Source organism: Streptomyces sp. GL_140, assembly GCF_057834465.1.
In genome coordinates this window covers 631982-648857 of the sequence record NZ_CM174404.1, presented here as the reverse complement: position 1 = coordinate 648857, position 16876 = coordinate 631982, and the positions used below count along the sequence as shown (strand labels likewise).

13 protein-coding genes are annotated in these 16876 nt (G+C 73.3%); 6 read left to right on the top strand and 7 right to left on the bottom strand.

Going from position 1 to position 16876, the window contains the following annotated elements; translation table 11 throughout:
* Positions 1 to 79: 79 nt before the first annotated feature.
* Together AC3IYJ_RS03180 and AC3IYJ_RS03175 are read left to right on the top strand one after the other, a co-directional pair.
* The gene (locus AC3IYJ_RS03180; protein ID WP_489399808.1) at positions 80 to 331 is read left to right on the top strand and encodes an acyl carrier protein; all 252 of its coding nucleotides are present in this window, start codon (positions 80 to 82) and stop codon (positions 329 to 331) included.
* The gene (locus AC3IYJ_RS03175; protein ID WP_489399807.1) at positions 328 to 1533 is read left to right on the top strand and encodes a beta-ketoacyl-[acyl-carrier-protein] synthase family protein; all 1206 of its coding nucleotides are present in this window, start codon (positions 328 to 330) and stop codon (positions 1531 to 1533) included. Before AC3IYJ_RS03180 ends, AC3IYJ_RS03175 begins: the two co-directional genes overlap by 4 nt.
* Positions 1534 to 1601: 68 nt before the next feature.
* Here AC3IYJ_RS03175 and AC3IYJ_RS03170 read toward each other — a convergent pair whose 3' ends face one another.
* A complete protein-coding gene (locus tag AC3IYJ_RS03170; protein WP_489399806.1) occupies positions 1602 to 2537 on the bottom strand; it encodes an ion transporter in 936 nt (311 codons plus the stop codon).
* Positions 2538 to 2757: 220 nt separating this feature from the next.
* On the opposite strand from AC3IYJ_RS03170, the gene AC3IYJ_RS03165 reads away from it, so the two are divergent.
* The gene (locus AC3IYJ_RS03165; RefSeq protein WP_489399805.1) at positions 2758 to 4107 is read left to right on the top strand and encodes a CoA transferase; all 1350 of its coding nucleotides are present in this window, start codon (positions 2758 to 2760) and stop codon (positions 4105 to 4107) included.
* A gap of 118 nt (positions 4108 to 4225) precedes the next feature.
* On the opposite strand, the gene AC3IYJ_RS03160 is transcribed toward AC3IYJ_RS03165, so the two are convergent.
* The gene (locus tag AC3IYJ_RS03160; protein WP_489399804.1) at positions 4226 to 5827 is read right to left on the bottom strand and encodes a putative Ig domain-containing protein; all 1602 of its coding nucleotides are present in this window, start codon (positions 5825 to 5827) and stop codon (positions 4226 to 4228) included.
* A gap of 465 nt (positions 5828 to 6292) precedes the next feature.
* Between AC3IYJ_RS03160 and AC3IYJ_RS03155 the strand changes: the two genes are divergently transcribed.
* Positions 6293 to 6682 (top strand): hypothetical protein, encoded by a 390-nt coding sequence (locus AC3IYJ_RS03155; protein WP_489399803.1) that lies wholly within the window; start codon positions 6293 to 6295, stop codon positions 6680 to 6682.
* A gap of 374 nt (positions 6683 to 7056) precedes the next feature.
* On the opposite strand, the gene AC3IYJ_RS03150 is transcribed toward AC3IYJ_RS03155, so the two are convergent.
* Complete coding sequence (locus AC3IYJ_RS03150; RefSeq protein ID WP_489402672.1) at positions 7057 to 9246, bottom strand: cobalamin-binding protein; 2190 nt, start codon at positions 9244 to 9246, stop codon at positions 7057 to 7059.
* A gap of 100 nt (positions 9247 to 9346) precedes the next feature.
* On the opposite strand from AC3IYJ_RS03150, the gene AC3IYJ_RS03145 reads away from it, so the two are divergent.
* Positions 9347 to 11098: a serine/threonine-protein kinase gene (locus AC3IYJ_RS03145; protein ID WP_489399802.1), complete on the top strand. Its 1752-nt coding sequence runs from the start codon at positions 9347 to 9349 to the stop codon at positions 11096 to 11098.
* Between the two features lie 67 nt (positions 11099 to 11165).
* Positions 11166 to 12044 (top strand): DUF4436 family protein, encoded by an 879-nt coding sequence (locus AC3IYJ_RS03140; protein WP_489399801.1) that lies wholly within the window; start codon positions 11166 to 11168, stop codon positions 12042 to 12044.
* Positions 12045 to 12134: 90 nt separating this feature from the next.
* Here AC3IYJ_RS03140 and AC3IYJ_RS03135 read toward each other — a convergent pair whose 3' ends face one another.
* From AC3IYJ_RS03135 to AC3IYJ_RS03120, 4 genes are all read right to left on the bottom strand, one after another.
* Entirely contained in the window at positions 12135 to 13580 is a 1446-nt protein-coding gene (locus tag AC3IYJ_RS03135) for a glyceraldehyde-3-phosphate dehydrogenase (RefSeq protein ID WP_489399800.1), read from the bottom strand.
* Positions 13581 to 13683: 103 nt separating this feature from the next.
* A complete protein-coding gene (locus AC3IYJ_RS03130) occupies positions 13684 to 14406 on the bottom strand; it encodes an NADPH-dependent FMN reductase (RefSeq protein WP_489399799.1) in 723 nt (240 codons plus the stop codon).
* Positions 14407 to 14474: 68 nt separating this feature from the next.
* Positions 14475 to 15242: a 3-hydroxybutyrate dehydrogenase gene (locus AC3IYJ_RS03125; RefSeq protein WP_489399798.1), complete on the bottom strand. Its 768-nt coding sequence runs from the start codon at positions 15240 to 15242 to the stop codon at positions 14475 to 14477.
* 150 nt (positions 15243 to 15392) lie between these two features.
* Positions 15393 to 16865, bottom strand: a complete 1473-nt coding sequence (locus tag AC3IYJ_RS03120) for a 3-hydroxybutyrate oligomer hydrolase family protein (RefSeq protein ID WP_489399797.1) — start codon at positions 16863 to 16865, stop codon at positions 15393 to 15395.
* Between the last annotated feature and the right edge of the window lie 11 nt (positions 16866 to 16876).

The following is a 16876-nucleotide window of genomic DNA, read 5'->3' as shown; positions in this document are numbered from 1 at the left end:
TCCTCTGGGCATCCCTTTCCTCGCCGGTTGTCGTAGTCACGTTGCTGCAATGGCCGGAATATCGCAAATGAGAGCTGCCGTGACCACTTCCGCACCCGAATCCGTGATGGACCTGATCAGCGAAATCCTCGTCGGAACGTTCGAGGTCCCCGCCGACGAAGTGACGCCGGACGCCCTCATGCGGGATCTGCTGACCGACTCGCTCATGGTGGTGGAGATGGCCATCGCCGTTCACGAGGCGCTGGGCGTCAAGGCCGACGAGGAGGAGCTGAAGGACACCACCCTCGCCCGGTTCGCCGAGGTCCTCGAAGCGCGGCGGACCGTGCGTTGACCAGGCGACCCGAGGTCGTCGTGACCGGGCTCGGCCTGGTCACGCCGGCCGGCCGCGACCGGGACACCACCTGGGAAGCGGTCCGCGCGGGCCGCCCGACCTCCGCCACCGATCCCGCGCTGGCGGGACTCCCCGTCTCCCTCAGTTGCCGGGTACCGGAGCTGGACCACCCGGTCCTGCGCTTTCGCGGAGCGGCCAACCTGGACCCCGTCGACCGCTTCGGCCTGGTGGCCGTCGCCCAGGCGCTCGACCATGCCGGACTCGATCCCGCCGCCTGGGACGGCAGCCGGGTCGCCCTCGTCACCGCCGGGTCCGTGGGCGGTGTCCTGACCCAGGACAAGGCCCTTGCCCGGATGGCGGAGCTCGGACCCGGGTTCGTCTCCCCGTACTTTCTGCCCGGCTATCTGGTGAACATGGCGGGCGCCAACATCGCCCTGCGGTTCGGAGTGCGGGGTCCCTCGTTCTTCTCCTCCAGCGCCTGCGCCTCGGGCACCGTGGCGATCGGCCTCGCGCGCGACCTCCTGACGACCGGCCAGTGCGACATCGCCCTCGTCTGCGGGGCCGACGCCCCGCTCACTCGCCTCACGGTGACCGGCTTCACCCAGATGGGAGCCCTCTCCGGCACCGGGTCGCGCCCCTTCGACGCGACCCGCGACGGTTTCGTCGCCGCCGAAGGTGCGGGCGCGCTGGTCCTGGAACGCCCCGAGCACGCCGCCGCCCGCGCAGCCCGGCCCCTCGCCAGGCTCATCGGATACGCCGCCACCACCGACGCCCACCACCTGGTGTCGCCGCACCCCGAGGGCCGCGAAGCCGAGCGGGCCAGCCGCGCCGCCCTCGCGGACGCCGGCATCGCCGCCCGCGAGGTGGACCACGTCAACGCGCACGGCACCTCCACCCGGCAGAACGACGGCGTCGAAGCCGGCGTCCTGCGCCGGGTGTTCCCGCACCGGCCGCCCGTCACCTCGGCCAAGGGAGCCCTCGGCCACACGCTCGGTGCCTGCGGGACCATCGAGGCGGCGCTCACCGTGCTGGCGCTCGCGCAGGACACGGTGCCGCCCACGGCCGGGCTCACCACGATCGAACCCGGTCTGGACATCGACGTGGTCGCGGGCACGGCCAGGGACCACAAGTCCTCGGTGGCGGTCAGCAACTCCTTCGGATTCGGAGGGCACAACGCGGTGGCCGTACTCGCGCGCGTCTGAAGGCGCACCGGAAGCAGGAGAGGGCGCCCACCCGAGGCCGGGGGGCGCCCGCTTCCGTACCGGTACGGCTACCGCGCGCCCGCCGAGGCGTGGGACGGCTGCGCGGAGATCCCGGTCCCGTCCGCCGGCGTCGGCAGCGCCTGCCCGGGATCGAGCTGGGCCTCCATCTCGTCGAGGGCGCTGCGCACCGCCGCGATCCGCAGCCGCAGTTCGTCGGCCGGGTCCGGCACGTCCGCCCGGGACGCCCTGCGCGCGGCCTTCTCGCTCTCCTCCTCCATCTCGCGGGCCTCCTCAAGGGCGTTGAGGACCACGCCGATCAGCACGTTGACCAGGACGAAGGAAGCGAAGAGCACGTAGGACGCGTAGTAGAGGATGCTGAAGGGGGAGACGGCCAGCCCGGCGTGCACGGCGTCGCCGAGTCCGTCGAGCGTCATCAGGAGGAACAGGGTCAGCCCGGCCCGGCCGATCGAGCCGTAGTGCGCCGGGTCGTGGCCCGCGAAGCTGATCCATCCGATCATCGCGTAGATGTAGATGATCAGGGCTCCCACGAACAGGAAGCTGACCGTACCGGGCAGGCTGCGGCCCACGGCGACCAGCAGGATCCGCAGCTGGGGCATGAACCGCGCGGTGCGCAGCACGCGTGCCAGCCGCAGCAGCCGCAGCAGGGTGGTGTTCTCCCGCAGGAACGGGATGAAGGCCGAGGAGACGACCAGCAGGTCGAACACGTTCCAGGGATCGCGGAAGAAAGCTTTCGGCCGGTCCGCGTGCGCGCCCAGCCGGATCAGCATCTCCAGGGAGAAGGCGATCACACAGAATCGTTCGGTCGTGGTGAGGACGGAGCTGTACTCGGCGGACAGGCCGCTGTACGTCTCGATGCCCAGCAGCGCGGCGTTGAAGAGGATCACCGCGAAGACGGTGAGGGAGAACGCGGGTGCCTCACACACGTCACGGCAGCGCGCGGCGAACCTCTCGCGTCCGGTCTCCACCGCGGTCGGGTCTGTCATCGTGCTCCCTCGTACAGCCGCCGGAGGGCCCGGCCCCCACCTGCCGGCCTGCGCCGCGACGGAGGGATGAGGCCGCCGGGGCAGTGATCATATTCCGCGTCGTGTAACGCCCGACGGCCGGATTCGAGACGCCCTGCACCGCCACATCGCCCGATCGGGGCACGTCATGGATCCGGTGACCGCCACCTGAGACGCCCTGGTCGTCGAGCAGGATGGGTTCATGACGAGTCATGAGAGCGGGACCGCGCAGGCATGGGCGGCGCTGGGCGGGGCGGACGGGCTGGCGGAGCGGGTCGGGTACCGGGGCGCGAGCGGTCTGGCGGACGCGCCGCTGCCCGTACGGGAACTCGCGCGGGCCACGGTGGGCGTCTGCGCGCTGGCGGCGGCCGAACTGGCCGCGGTACGGGCCGGGGGCCGGCCGCGGGACGTGGCCCCCCTGGTCGTGGACGAAGGGGCCGTGGCCACGGCGTTCGTCAGCGAGCGCCACCTGTTGGTCGACGGGCGGGCGCCGGTGTCGTTCGCACCGCTGTCCGGTTTCTGGCGGGCCCGCGACGGATGGGTGCGGACGCACGCGAACTACCCGCACCACGAGGCCGCACTGGTCCGCGTACTGGGATCGGCCACCCCCGAGGGCGTGGCGGCGGAGATCTCCCGGCGGGCGGCCGCGGAGGTGCAGGAGGCGCTCTACGCGGCGGGCGGACTGGCGGTGGCCGTGGCCCCGGCGTACGGAGCGCCCCAACCGCTCGTGGACGTCACAAGGTCGGGCGGCCGGGGGCGTGACCTGGGGCCGGGCGCCGCCCCCTCGTCGCCGCCGCTGCACGGGGTACGGGTACTGGACCTGACCAGGGTCATCGCCGGGCCGGTGGCCACCCGGACCCTCGGACTGCTGGGCGCCGACGTGCTGCGGATCGACGCGCCCGGGCTGGCGGAGTCGGACGACGCCTACGCCGACACCGGGTTCGGGAAACGCTCCGCACTGCTGGACCTGGGCGCCACGGCGGACCGCTCGGTCTTCGAGGGGCTGCTCGACGCGGCCGACGTGGTGGTGACGGGCTACCGGCCGGGCGCGCTGGAGCGGTACGGGCTCGGGGCGCGGGAACTGCTGGCGAAACGGCCGGGGCTGGTGGTGGCGGAGCTCTGCGCCTGGGGACGGCAGGGCGCCTGGTCGGGGCGCAGGGGCTTCGACTCGCTGGTCCAGGCGGGCTACGGGATCTCCGCGGCGTACGGGGACGAACACGGCCCCGGGGTGTTGCCGGCGCAGGCGCTGGACCACGGAACGGGGTACCTGATGGCGGCCGGTGTCCTACGGGGCCTCGCGGAGGGCGGCGGGACGTCGATGCGGTTCTCCCTCGCCGGAACGGCGTCCTGGCTGGCCCGGGACCTGCCGGCCGCCGCCGGGGCTCCGCCGGAGCCGGAGGGCTACCGCCCGGAGCCCTGGCTGCGGGAGACGCAGTCGGGCTACGGAACGCTGCGGTACGCCGCTTCGCCGCTCGGGGCCGGCGTATGGGGCGGCGGGGACTGGAGCGGGGGCCCGTCCCGGTGGGGGACGGACCGGCCGGTCTGGCTCTGACCCGGAGCGGGCATTGGGCGGGCACCGAGCGGCCCCGGCCGGGATGTCCGGCCGGGGACCGCAGTGCACGGGCGGTCCAGAAGTCCAGAAGATCTGGAAGGTCCAGAAGCCCGGAGTCCTAGAAGTAGACGTTCCAGGTCACGTTGACCGAGGACGACTTGCCCGCCGCGTCGGTCACGGTGATGGTGCTGCCGCCGAAGCCCCAGTTGGTGGGGGAGCCGGTGATGACACCCGTGGCCGGGCCGACGCTCAGGCCGGCGGGCAGCCCCGTGGCCCTGAAGGCGTAGGGCCTGGTCCCGCCGGTGACCTGGAGGGCGAGGCTGACGGGCTTGCCGATGTAGACGACCTGGTTGCCGGGGTTCACCAGGACCGGGGCGGTACCGGTGCCCGTGGTGAGCGTCCAGGAGAACGTGGCCGAGCCGGTCCTGCCCGCGCGGTCGGTGGCGGTGACGGTCACGTTGGAGGTCCCGGCCGTGGTCGGAGTACCGGTGATCGTGCCGGTGGAGGAGGCGATGGCCAGGCCGGCCGGGAGGCCGGTCGCGGACCAGGTGTAGGGGGCGGTGCCGCCCTCCGCGCTGTTCTTCAGCTCGACCGCGGTCCCCACGACGCCGCTCTGGGCGGAGACGGCGGAGACGGTCACACTTCCGGGCTGCGGGCTCGAAGTGACCAGGGTGGCGCCGAACTTGGCCAGTGCCTCGTTGACGGGCTGGAAGATGGTGAACTTCTCACCGCTGCCCGAGGTGCAGGTGGCGCTGCCGCCGCCGGAGTGCAGCCCGACCGCCTTGCCGCCGGTCGCGGTGACGTAGGACCCGCCGGAGTCGCCGCCGGCCGAACAGGCGCTGGAGTAGGACAGCCCGTCGACGACCACGTTGCCGTAGTCCACGCTCTGGTTGACCTTGGTGACGTCGCCGCAGCGCATCCCGGTGGTCCGACCGGAGCGGCATATCGCCGTTCCGACGAGGACGTCGGCGCTGCCGGTGACGGTGACGTCGCCCTGCCCGAAGCCCGAGACGGTGGGAACGACGTTCCAGCCGGGCTGGTCCACGTCCACGATGCCCATGTCGCCCTCTTGGGCGTTGACGCTGCCCACGCCGTTCTTGTCGGACGTGCCCACCCGGGTCCCGTCCTTGCCGTAGGCCGCCTGGTCGGCGTCGTTGGTGCAGTGCCCTGCGGTCAGGAACGCCTTGGTGCCCCCGCTGGTGCGGGTGACGGGGAAGCCGATGGAGCACGGGCTCTCGGTACCCGGAATCCACTTCTCGCCGCCGACCACGTCCGACTGCTGGCGCGGGGCGTCCGAGGTCTCGCTCACGTGGACGATCGCACCGAGCGCGCCGATCCTGGCGACGAAGGCGTCGGTGGACGCGTCGCGCGCCGACCGGTTCACCGTGACGTCGATGCGGTTGTTCCGGGCGTCCGGACCCCAGGAGACCACGCCCGGGACGCCGGCGCCGATCTCGCTCCGGACGGTGCGGGCGGCGGCGTCCAATTCGGCGCGGCCGTAGCGGACTTGGTGGGCTACCGTGCCCGCCTCCCGCACCAGCTCCGCGTCCGGGGCGGTCCTGACCGCCGCGTTCAGCCGCCCGGTGGAGGCGTCGAACCACATCCCCGAGACCCGGTCGCCGACTCGGCCCCGGACGAGGGTGGCGGCCCGGTTCGCCGCATCCTCGGCCTCGACGCGGTCGCGCACTTGGGCGGCGGTGAGGTGGAAGTCGCGCTGCATGGCTTGGAGTACCAGCGGGGACACGGACGGTCCGGGCCGCGCCGCCTGCCCGCCGGGGGTGGCGTGTGCGGGCAGGGCGCCCAGACCGCCGAGGACGACGGCAGCCGTAACGGAGGCCCACAGGGACCTGCTTGACAGCTTGTTCGACAGATTTCGCCCGGAAATCCCTTCATGGGGGGTGTACCGGAGGGGTAGGCCGGTACCTGCGGGGAGCTCGGCCGGCTCGGGAGCTCGTCCCACCCCTGGAGCCCGTATGCGAGGGGAGCCGCACAACCGGGCTCGGGGGTGGCCAACAGAGTGGTCCCGGGGCGTCGTTGGGAGCATCGGGGAAATCCCTTGCGCGGCGAGCCGTCCCGGCCCGGCCGTTGTCACCTGGCCGACCGGCGCCTACCGTGCCCACTCGTGAGGCCGGACACGGAGATCGAGGGCAACACCCGCGCCCCGGTGGGTACATACCCTGCGGGCGTGGAAGCCGACGCGGGCGTGGGAGCCGACGCGGTCGCGCGCGTCGTCGCGGTGCTGGAACGCGAAGGGCGGGTCTTGCTCGCCGGGCCCTGGGGCGCCGGCAAGACGACCCTCCTGGAGCAGGTCCTGCGAACCCTGTCCGCCCCGCCCGACCCGCGCGACGGCCCCGCCCGCCCCCACGGGCCCGGCCGGACGGTGCTGCGCGTCACCACGGTCGAAGGCGACCAGGAGCACGCCTTCGGCGCGCTCGCGCAGATGCTCACCCACTGCACCGCGGCCGACCGCGCCTCGCTCTCACGCACCCAGGCCCGGGTGATCCACCGGATCCTGGACCGCAGTACCGAGGACCGCTCGACGCGTCCGCGCAACTGCCCGCCCGGATCGCGGTGACCGCGCTGCTCGGCGCGGGAGAGCGGATCCTGTCCGTGGACGGCGCGCAGTGGCTCGATCCGGCCAGCGCCGACGTACTCGGCTACGCGCTGCGCACCCTCGCGCCCGGGCGGCTCGCCGCGATCGTCACCGAACGCGTCCAGGGCCGGGCGCAGGCCGCCGCACGACTGCTCGCAGGGCATCCCACCCAGATCGACGTTCCCCCGCTCGACCCCGAGGGGACGGCAGCCCTGCTCTGCGCCGACGGCCTGCCCATCCGGTGGGCCGGGCCGCTGCAGAGCCACTGCGGCGGCCACCCGCTGCTGACTTCCCTGTCCTGCAAGGGCACTCGCGGCCCTTCCCGCGTCGGAGCTCCGGCGGCCCGCCATGCCCGCTCAGACGGTCGACGCGGCCGAGGCCTGGCTGCGGGCCACGCTGTCCGCGCCCGCCCGGCACACCCTGATGCTGGCCGCCCTGACCAGCCGCCCCACGCTGCGCCTCCTCCTGCGGGCGGGCGGCTCCGACGCCGAGGAACACCTGGCCCAGGCCCACGCAGCCGGAGTGCTACGGGCCGGCCCGGCGACCGTCAGCCCGGCCCTGGCGGGCCCGGCCGACGCGGGTCCGACGATGCAGGCCGCCGCGACCACCGCCCGCGAAGCGGGTGAACGGGCACTGGCCGCCGAACTCTTCCTGCTCGCCGCCGAGATCACCCCGCCGACCCGGACCGCCCTGCGCATCCGGCGGCTCTCCTGCGCCGCCCAGGAAGCGGCCTGCGCGGGCTCCGTCGACATCGCCCGGCAGGCGGCCGACGCCCTGACCGCGATCCGGGCGGACCCCGCCGAGCAGGTCACCGCCCTGCTGGCCCTCGTCGACGCCCACGGCCAGGCCCTGGCCGGCCTGGAACCCCTGCTGGCCCGCTGCCGGGAACTGGCGGCGGGCCACCCCGAGCTGCTCGCGGCCGTGGAGCTCCGCGCCGCGATCGCCGCCAACATCGCACACGGAGCCCCCGGCCGGGCCCTGCGCGCGGCCACCCGCGCCGCCGAGCTGGCCGAGGTCGGCGGCCACCGCCCCCTGCAGGCCGCCGCCCTGACCATGCGGGCCCGCATGGAACGGGTCCTCGGCGCCGCCGAAGCGCCGGACACCCTCACCCTGGCCCTGGCCCTCGGGATCCCCGCCCAGCACTTCGGCATCCGCAACAGCGCCCAGTACCTAGCCGCCCGCCACGGCGTCTTCGACGACCGGCTGGGCGAGGCCCGTGAGTGGCTCGTGGAACTCCTGGCCCTCGCGGAGCACGAGGGCGAGGCCGAGGACCTGGTCGACGTCTGGCGCAGCCTCGCCGAAGTCGACACCCGGCTCGGCGCGTGCGCCCCCGCGCTCGCATGGGCCGACCGGGCCGTACGGCTGTCCACCACCGCCGGCCTGTCCATGGGGCCCGCCTGGTACACCGCCGCGCTGACGCAGAGCGCCGCCGGGTCCTTCGCAGCCGCCCTGCGCACCGCCGCCTGCGGAGCCCGTGCCTCGCAGGAGGAGGGTGACGGGCTGTACGTCTCGCGGAACCTCTGGGTCATGGGCGCGGTCCAGCTCCACACCGGGGACGCGGCCGGCGCGGTGGTCTCGCTCACGGCCGTCGCCGAAGCGGAGAAGCACGCCCCGGAGCCCGAGCTCAGCCCGGTGGCAGCGGGAAGGCCTCCGCGGGGGGTCACCGGGTCCCCGGAGCGGACCCCGTGCAGGACGTGCGCCAGTACCTCCGCGCCCCGCACCACCCGCGGCCCCGGCCGGTTGAAGTACGCGGGCCCGTCCAGCACCCACACCCGGTCGTCGCGCACCGCGGGCAGCTCCGCCCACCCCGGCAGCGAAGTGAGCAGGTGCCGTTCCGCCGCGGTGCGCCGCGGGTCGAACCCGCAGGGCAGCAGGAGCAGTACGTCAGGCCGCGCGGCCCGGACGGCCTCCCACTCCATGGGCCGGGTGTGCTCGCCCGGCGAGGCGATGAGCGGCTGCCCGCCGGCGGCCGTGATCTGCTCGGGCACCCAGTGCCCGGCGGGCCACAGCGGATCCAGCCACTCGATGGCCACCACCCGCGGCCGGGGCCGGTCCGCCGTCGCCTCGCGCACCGCGTCCAGCCGGGCCCCTAGCGCTGCCCGGCGGGCCCGTGCGATCGCGGGCACCCCCAGCAGCTCGCCGACCCGGACCAGGCAGTCCAGTACGTCGTCCAGGGTGCGCGGCTCCAGGCTCAGCACCCTGGGGCCGCCGTCCAGCACGCGCACCGCCCGGCGGGCGCCCTCGTAGGAGACGGCACACACGTCGCACAGGTCCTGGGTCAGCACCACGTCGGGGTCGAGCGCGGCCAGCGCGTCCGTGTCCAGGGTGTACAGCGAGGAACCGCGGTGTGCGGAGCCGCCCACCGCGTCCGAGATCTCCCGGCTGCTCAGGGTGTCCGCGGGGAAGTCGGCGGCGGTCACCACCGGTACGCCGGCCACGGCCTCCGGCGGCCAGTCGCACTCGTGGGTACGGCCCACCAGATCGGCCGAGAGCCCCAACTCGGCCACGATGTCGGTGGCGGCGGGCAGCAAGGAGACGATGCGCATGTCTCCGACCCTAGAGGGCTGTCCTCAGAGGGCGTGTCTTGTCGACCAGGGCACGAGCTGGCGTCTGACTGAATTTCCAGTCAGATAGGATCCGGTGCCCATGACGACAGAACGCCCTGCTACCGCCCCCCATCTCCACGCTCTGGCCGCCGACGACCCGCACGAGGTCGGCGGTTATCGCGTTGTCGCACGGCTGGGTGCCGGCGGGATGGGACGCGTCTACCTCTCGTACACCCCGGGCGGACGTCCGGTGGCGCTCAAGGTCGTCCGGCCGGAACTCGCGGGGGACCCCGAGTTCCGCCTCCGCTTCGCCCAGGAAGTGGCCAGCGCCCAGCGCATCCACGGGCTCTACACCGCCCAGGTCGTCGACTCCGGAGTCGACGCCGCCACGCCCTGGCTGGCCACCACCTACGTGCCGGGCCCCTCGCTCCAGCAGGCAGTGAACCGGTACGGACCCCTGCCGCTGCGCACCGTGCTCCTCCTCATCGCCGGCATAGCCGAGGCGCTCCAGGAGATCCACCGCGCGGGTGTGGTCCACCGCGACCTGAAGCCCGCCAACGTCCTGATCGCGGCCGACGGGCCGCGCGTCATCGACTTCGGCATCGCGCGAGCCGCCCACGCCAGCCAGCTCACCAGTACCGGACTGCGCATCGGCTCGCCCGCCTTCATGGCCCCCGAACAGGCCCTGGGCCGGGCGGCCACCCCGGCGACCGACGTCTTCGCGCTGGGCGCGCTCGCCGTGTACGTGGCCGGCGGCACGCCGCCGTTCGGCGAGGGCCCCGAATCCTCCTCCCTCTACCGGGTGGTGCACGAGGAGGCGGACCTCGCCCGGGTCCCGGACGGGCTGCGGCAACTGCTCGGGCACTGCCTCGCCAAGACCCCGGAGCACCGGCCGACCACGGCCCAGGTGATCGAGGCCGTGCGCAACCACCCCGCGGTCGGCGGGCAGCTGCGCTTCGCCGACGACTGGCTGCCGCAGCAGGTCAGCAGCGAGGTCCTCCGCCGCGCCGACCTGCCGGTGGCACCCGCCACCGGGCCCACGGCCCATCCCGCCACCGCGCTCCTCACGGCCTTCGAGTCGGCGCACACCATCGCGGCCCCGGGAACCTTCCAGCCCCACGGGCATGGGTATGAGCACGAACACGGGCACGCTGCGGGCAGGGAGCCGGTGTTCCCGCCCTCGTCCCCGGCCCCGTTCCCCTCCGGGGCGGCGTCCCCGTCGGGGCCCCCGTCGCAGCCGTCGGCGCCCGCGCCGTCCCGTGGCCGCAGACGGGAAGGGTCCGGACGGCGGACCGGGATCCTGGCGCTGCTGGTCGTCGCCGCGCTGCTCGCCGGGGCCGCGGGTGCGTTCGTACTGCTCGACGGGGATCCGGATCCGGGAGCCGGGGACGAGGACTTCACCGATGCCGCAGCGCCGGTCTCCACCCCGAGTCCCACGCCCACGCCCACCCCCACGCCGACCCCGGCCTCGGCGCCCGGCTACACCGGCGTCTACACGGGCACCGAACTCACCTCGCCGGACCAGAGCTACGAGTTCGACCTCAAGGGCGGCCGGGTCGCCCCGCAGGATTCCGTTTCCTGGTACGTCGGGCGGACCGCCACCGAGTTCTACGTCCCCGAGAACAGCGACGCCTACATCCTGCCGAGCGGCCGCAGCGGGCTCGCCGAATGCCTCAAGGGGATCGAGAGCCAGCCCGTCACGGCGCTCCCGTTCACCACCCTGCGGGCCGGCCGGACCTTCTGCGTACGCGCTCAGGACACCCGGGACGTCGGAATGCTGACCGTGGTCACCACGGGCCCGGGGGACGGGCCGGTCAAGGTCTCGGTGGACTATTACCACCGGAACGGCTGATTGACTGAAAATCCAGTCAGTGCCACAGTGGGGCGCCGTAGCCGCACCCACCCCCACGGAGAGCCCCATGCCCGGGACCAGCCCACTCGCCCCCGCCGGCAGGCGCCTGCTCGTGCCCGCGCTGGTCGCCCTCGCCATCGCCGCCGCGATCGCCGTGGGGATCTGGCTCCAGTACGGCGAGCGGCAGGCCATGGACACCCGCTACAGCGCGGGAAGCACGGCCGCCGACCGGATCGACATCAGCGCCTCGGTACAGCGGGTGGACGCGACGGGCCGGGAGCTCACCCTGCGGCTCCTAGTCACCCCGCACGGCGCCCTGGCGGAGGAGGGCGGGCTGGCCCCGGCCCAGGACCTGGTCCTGCAGACCTCCTCCTCGGTGCGGGGAGACCTCTCCTTCAAGGCCCACAACCGGATCTCCGCCGTCGACGTGCCCGTCACCCTGACCGGCGGCTCCATCACCGACTACCCCTTCGACGCCTACGAGGCCGTCATCGAGTTCAGCGCCCAGCAAGGGGGGCGCACCGTACCCGTGCGCATGGCGCTGTCCAACAGCGATTCGCTCTTCACCGCGCGGGCGGAAACCGTGGACGACCCCGAGGCGGCCGTCCTCGACCTCTCCCTCGCACGCTCGAACAGCGTGCTCATCTTCGCCGTCTTCATGATGGCCGCGATGTGGGCCCTCGCCGTCGCGGTCCTCGTCGCCACCTGGTTCCTCGTCACCCGGCGCAAGGGGCTCGTGTGGCCCGCCCTCGGCTGGATGGCCGCCACGCTGTTCGCGCTCGCGGCATTCCGCAACACCGCCCCCGGATCGCCGCCTATCGGCTGCATCCTCGACTACATCGCCTTCCTCTGGGTGGAGCCGGTCATCGCGTTCTGCGTGGTGACGGTGGTTGCCGTGGGCGTCAGGGCCGAGTCCGCCGCCGAGAAGGAGCCGAAGGGCCCCTGATCGGGGCCCTTGACCGGCGAACGCCGAATGCCCCCCGAGCGACCTTCCGGTCGCTCGGGGGGGCATTCGGCGTTGCGGGGCTGTGCGGGCTCAGGCCGCCGGAGCCGGGTAGGTCGGGTACTCCACCCCGGAGACGTGCTGGACGACCCGGATGACCTGGCACGAGTAGCCGAACTCGTTGTCGTACCAGAGGTAGAGGATCGCGTTGTCGCCGTCGACCTTGGTGGCGCCGGCGTCGACGATCGAGGAGTGGCGCGAACCGACGAAGTCCATGGAGACCGCGTCGGGAGCGGTGGTGAAGTCGATCTGGCGCTTGAGCGGCGAGTGCAGCGAGACGTCCCGGAGGTAGTCGAGGACCTCTTCGCGGGTGGTCTCACGGCCCAGGCGCAGGCTCAGGATGGCGATCGAGACGTCCGGGACGGGGACGCGGATCGAGCTGCCGGTGATCGGCGCCTTGAGGTCCGGCAGCGCCTTGGCGACGGCGGAGGCGGCGCCGGTCTCGGTGATGACCATGTTGAGCGGCGCGGAGCGGCCGCGACGGTCGGCCTTGTGGTAGTTGTCCAGCAGGTTCTGGTCGTTGGTGAACGAGTGAACGGTCTCCACGTGGCCACGGAGCACGCCGTACTCGTCGTCCATGGCCTTGAGCGGCGGGACGATCGCGTTCGTGGTGCAGGAGGCGCAGGACAGGATCTGCTCGTCCGGCTTGATCGTGTCGTGGTTGACACCGTGCACGATGTTCGGGACGTCGCCCTTGCCGGGAGCCGTCAGGACGACCTTGTCGACACCGGGGCGCAGGTGCTTGGACAGGCCCTCGCGGTCACGCCACTTGCCGGTGTTGTCGATCAGGATGGCGTCCTTGATGCCGTACACCGTGTAGTCGACCTCGGACGGGTCGTTGGCGTAGATCACCTTGATCGCGTTGCCGTTGGCGATGATCGTGCTCGTCGCCTCGTCCACGGTGATCGTGCCCTGGAACTGGCCGTGGATCGAGTCGCGGCGCAGCAGCGAGGCGCGCTTGACCAGGTCCGCCTCGCCGCCGCCGCGGACGACGATGGCGCGCAGGCGCAGCCCGTTGCCGGAGCCGGCCTTCTCGATCAGCAGGCGGGCGACGAGGCGGCCGATGCGGCCGAAGCCGTAGAGGACGACGTCGCGGCCGTCGCCGCGCTCGATCTTGTTGGCACCCGTGGCACCGGCGACGGCGAGGGCGGTGAACTCTTCCACCGAGAGGCCACGCTCGTCGGTCGCGTACGTCGCGGCGAGCATGCCGAGGTCGATCTGCGAGGGACCGAGGTCGAGCGTGGTGAGCGCCTGCAGGAACGGCAGGGTCTCGGTGACCGAGAGCTCCTCACCGTCGATCTGCCGGGCGAATCGGTGGGTCTTGAGAATGCTGACCACGGACTTGTTCACCAAGGAGCGGCTGTGGAGCAGGATCGTGACGTCCCGCTCCCGGTGCAGCTTCCCGATGACCGGGATCATCGACTCCGCGATCTCCTCGCGGTTCTTCCAGTTGGTGAACGCGTCGTCATTGACAGTCACAGAAATTATCTTTCGAGCTAGGCGGCGCTCATATGCTAACCCGTGGGACTTATGGCCCTACAAGGGCCCCCTGATTCGAGCACCGCCTCCGGACGACCCGGGCTCAGCCCTCCGCGCGCTGGGTGACGGGAGCGCTGCTCTCGTCGCCGAGGAACTCGTACCAGCGGCGCTGGAGGCACAGGTAACGGGTGTCGGCCTCGGCCAGGGCGAGGAAGGAATCCACGGTGTCGCCCAGCCGCTGCTCCAGGCCCGGATCGGTCAGCTCGCCGCCGTCGCCGAAGGCGGAGTGCGCCATGGCGAGACTGAACATGTCGGGGTAGACCCGCGCGCCGAGGTGTTCCAGCGGGACGCGCAGCGCCCAGAGCCCGCGGTTCCCGCCGACCATGGAGGGGGACGCGGACACCAGCAGGGTCTGCTTGTCCTTGAAGGGCTGCGGCCGGAACCGCGACACCCAGTCGACGGCGTTCTTCAGGACCCCGGGCACGGAGGCGTTGTACTCGGGCGAGGCGATCACGAGGGCCTGGGCCGCGAGCAGCCGCTCGCGCAGGGCCGCGGCTCCCGGCGGCGGGCCCTCGGCCGCCTCCTCGTCACCGTCGTACATGGGCATGGTGAAGTCGCCGATCCGGGCCAGGTCCACGGTGGCGCCCGACCGCTCGACCTGACCGGCGACGAGGGCGGCCAGCCGGGCGTTCACCGAGCCCGCGCGGGAGGATCCCGCGAGGACGAGGACCCGTAGCGCTGCCGGTCCCGTGGAGATGTTCAGGTTGTCCGGGTCGGCCGGAGCGGTCGGATCGTTCGCGGCGGCGGGGCTGTTGGCATCGGTCACGTGCGGGACCGTACGGGAACCCGGGCGCGCGCCTGCGGCGCGGCGCACGGGGTGTCACCCGGACGGGGTCAGTTGGCGCCCCAGCCGCCGTCCAGCGGCAGGGAGGAGCCGGTGACGTAACCGGTGTGCGGGCCGCACAGCCAGACGGCGGCCGCGGCGACCTCCTCGGGCTCGATGAGCCGCTTGATCGGGGACCGGGTCAGCATCACCTCCGAGAGGACGTCCCCCGCGCCGATGCCGTGCGCGGCGGCCTGGTCCAGGATCTGCCCCTCGACGAGGGGGGTGCGGACGTAGCCGGGGCTGATGCAGTTGCTGGTCACCCCGTACGGGGCGGCCTCGATCGCCGTGACCTTGCTGAGCCCCTCCAGGGCGTGCTTGGCCGCGACGTACGCCGCCTTGTACGCGCTGGCGCGCAGCCCGTGCACGCTGGAGATGTTCACCACCCGGCCCCAGCCCGCGGCGTACATGTGCGGCAGCACGTGGCGCAGCAGGAGGAAGGGTGCGGTGACCATCACCTGCTGGATCAGGGCGAAGCGCTCGGGCGGGAACTCGGTGATCGGGGCGACGTGCTGGAGTCCGGCGCTGTTGACCAGGATGTCGACGGCGCGGGGCAGCTCCCCGATGGCGGCCGGATCGGCCAGATCGGCCTCGTGGGCCTGCCCGCCCACCAGGGCGGCGACGGCCTTGGCCGCCTCCGCGTCGATGTCGACCACGTGCACGGTGGCCCCGGCCTCGGCCAGGGCCACGGCGCAGGCCCGGCCGATGCCGCTGGCGCCGCCCGTCACCAGGGCCACGCGCCCCAGCAGGTGTGGAGCAGAAGGAGATTCGCTCGTCATGGCTCGAAGCGTAGGGAGCGGCCCGGGCGGGGCCCACGGTGTCCGGCCCCATACTCGGCTCCCGCGGTATGGGGGCGGAGCCCATGCGTGGGCCGTGCGTACGGACCGCGTACGGACCGCGTACGGCCCGCGGGCGGCGTGTCCGCGCCGTCAGCCGCCGAGGCGGCAGCTGGTCAGCAGCGTCGCCCGGTCGGCCGCCGGATCCAGGCGGGCCGTGTGGCCGGCCGGCGGACGCACCCCGCGGCCGATCCAGTCCTCCAGCGCCGTGAAGGCGGCGCGATGGCAGGGGGTGAGGGGGCGCAGCCGGTCGGGGAAGGCGTCCACGAGCGAGTCCACGTGGGTGCCGCCCTCGATGCGGTAGTAGCGCAGCAGCGCCCCGCGGCCGGCCCGCCGGACCATCTCGGCGTAGACGTCGGAGTCCTGGGAGATGGGGAGCAGGACGTCCAGGGTTCCGTGCAGGGTGATCAGCGGCTTGCCGATCCGGCCGGTGAGCGCGATCCTCGCGACGGCCTCGTGCACCTCGGCGGGGCGCTGCGGGTAGGCGTAGTCGGCGTCGCAGGCCGGAGTTCCCGGTGCGCAGAAGGGGGTCCCGGCCTCGGTCGCGCCGTCGAAGCCCGGGTCGAACTCCTCGCGGTAGATCCGCTGGGTGAGGTCCCAGTAGTAGCTGTGGTGGAAGGGCCACAGGAACTCCGAGCCGGCCGGGAAGCCCGCGGCGAGCATGGCCGCGTGGGCCTGCTCGGCCTCCGGTCCGCCGGCCGCGTAGCGGGGGTAGGCGGCCAGGGCCGGCGGCAGGAAGGTGAGCAGGTTCGGCCCGTCGGCCCGCCAGAGCGTGCCCTCCCAGTCCACCCCGCCGTCGAACAGTTCCGGGTGGTTCTCCAGCTGCCAGCGCACCAGGTAGCCGCCGTTGGACATGCCGGTGGCGAGGGTGCGGGACGGGGGCCGGTGGTAGCGCTGCGCGACGACCGCGCGGGCGGCCCGGGTGAGTTGGGTGACCCGCGTGTTCCACTCGGCGACGGCGTCGCCGGGCGCCTGCCCGTCGCGGTGGAAGGCGACCCCGGTGTTGCCCTTGTCGGTGGCGGCGAAGGCGTAGCCGCGCGAGAGCACCCAGTCTCCGATGGCCCGGTCGTTGGCGTACTGCTCGCGCACGCCCGGGGAACCGGCGACGACGAGCCCGCCGTTCCAGTGGTCGGGGAGCCGGATGACGAACTGCGCGTCGTGGTTCCAGCCGTGGTTGGTGTTGGTGGTGGAGGTGTCGGGGAAGTAGCCGTCGATCTGGATGCCGGGCACACCGGTGGGGACGGCCAGGTCCTTGGGGGTGAGCCCGGCCCAGTCGGCCGGGTCGGTGTGCCCGGATGCCACCGTCCCCGCCGTCGTCAACTCCTCCAGGCAGTCCGCCTGTTGGCGTTCGGCCCCCGGTACGTGGAGCCGGGCGCGGCCGGCGCAGTGGAAACCGGTGCCTCCGGCGCCGACGGTGGCATCGGAGGTGGCGTCGGCCGGTGGCGCGGCGCCCGTCAGCAGGGCCGTGGCCAGGGCGGTCGCGAAGGCCACGGCCAGGGTGGCGGTCCTGGTTCTGGTGCGGGTGGCGGTGGATGTGGCTGTGGTGGAGCGGATGGACGGTGGCATGGAGGAGCCTC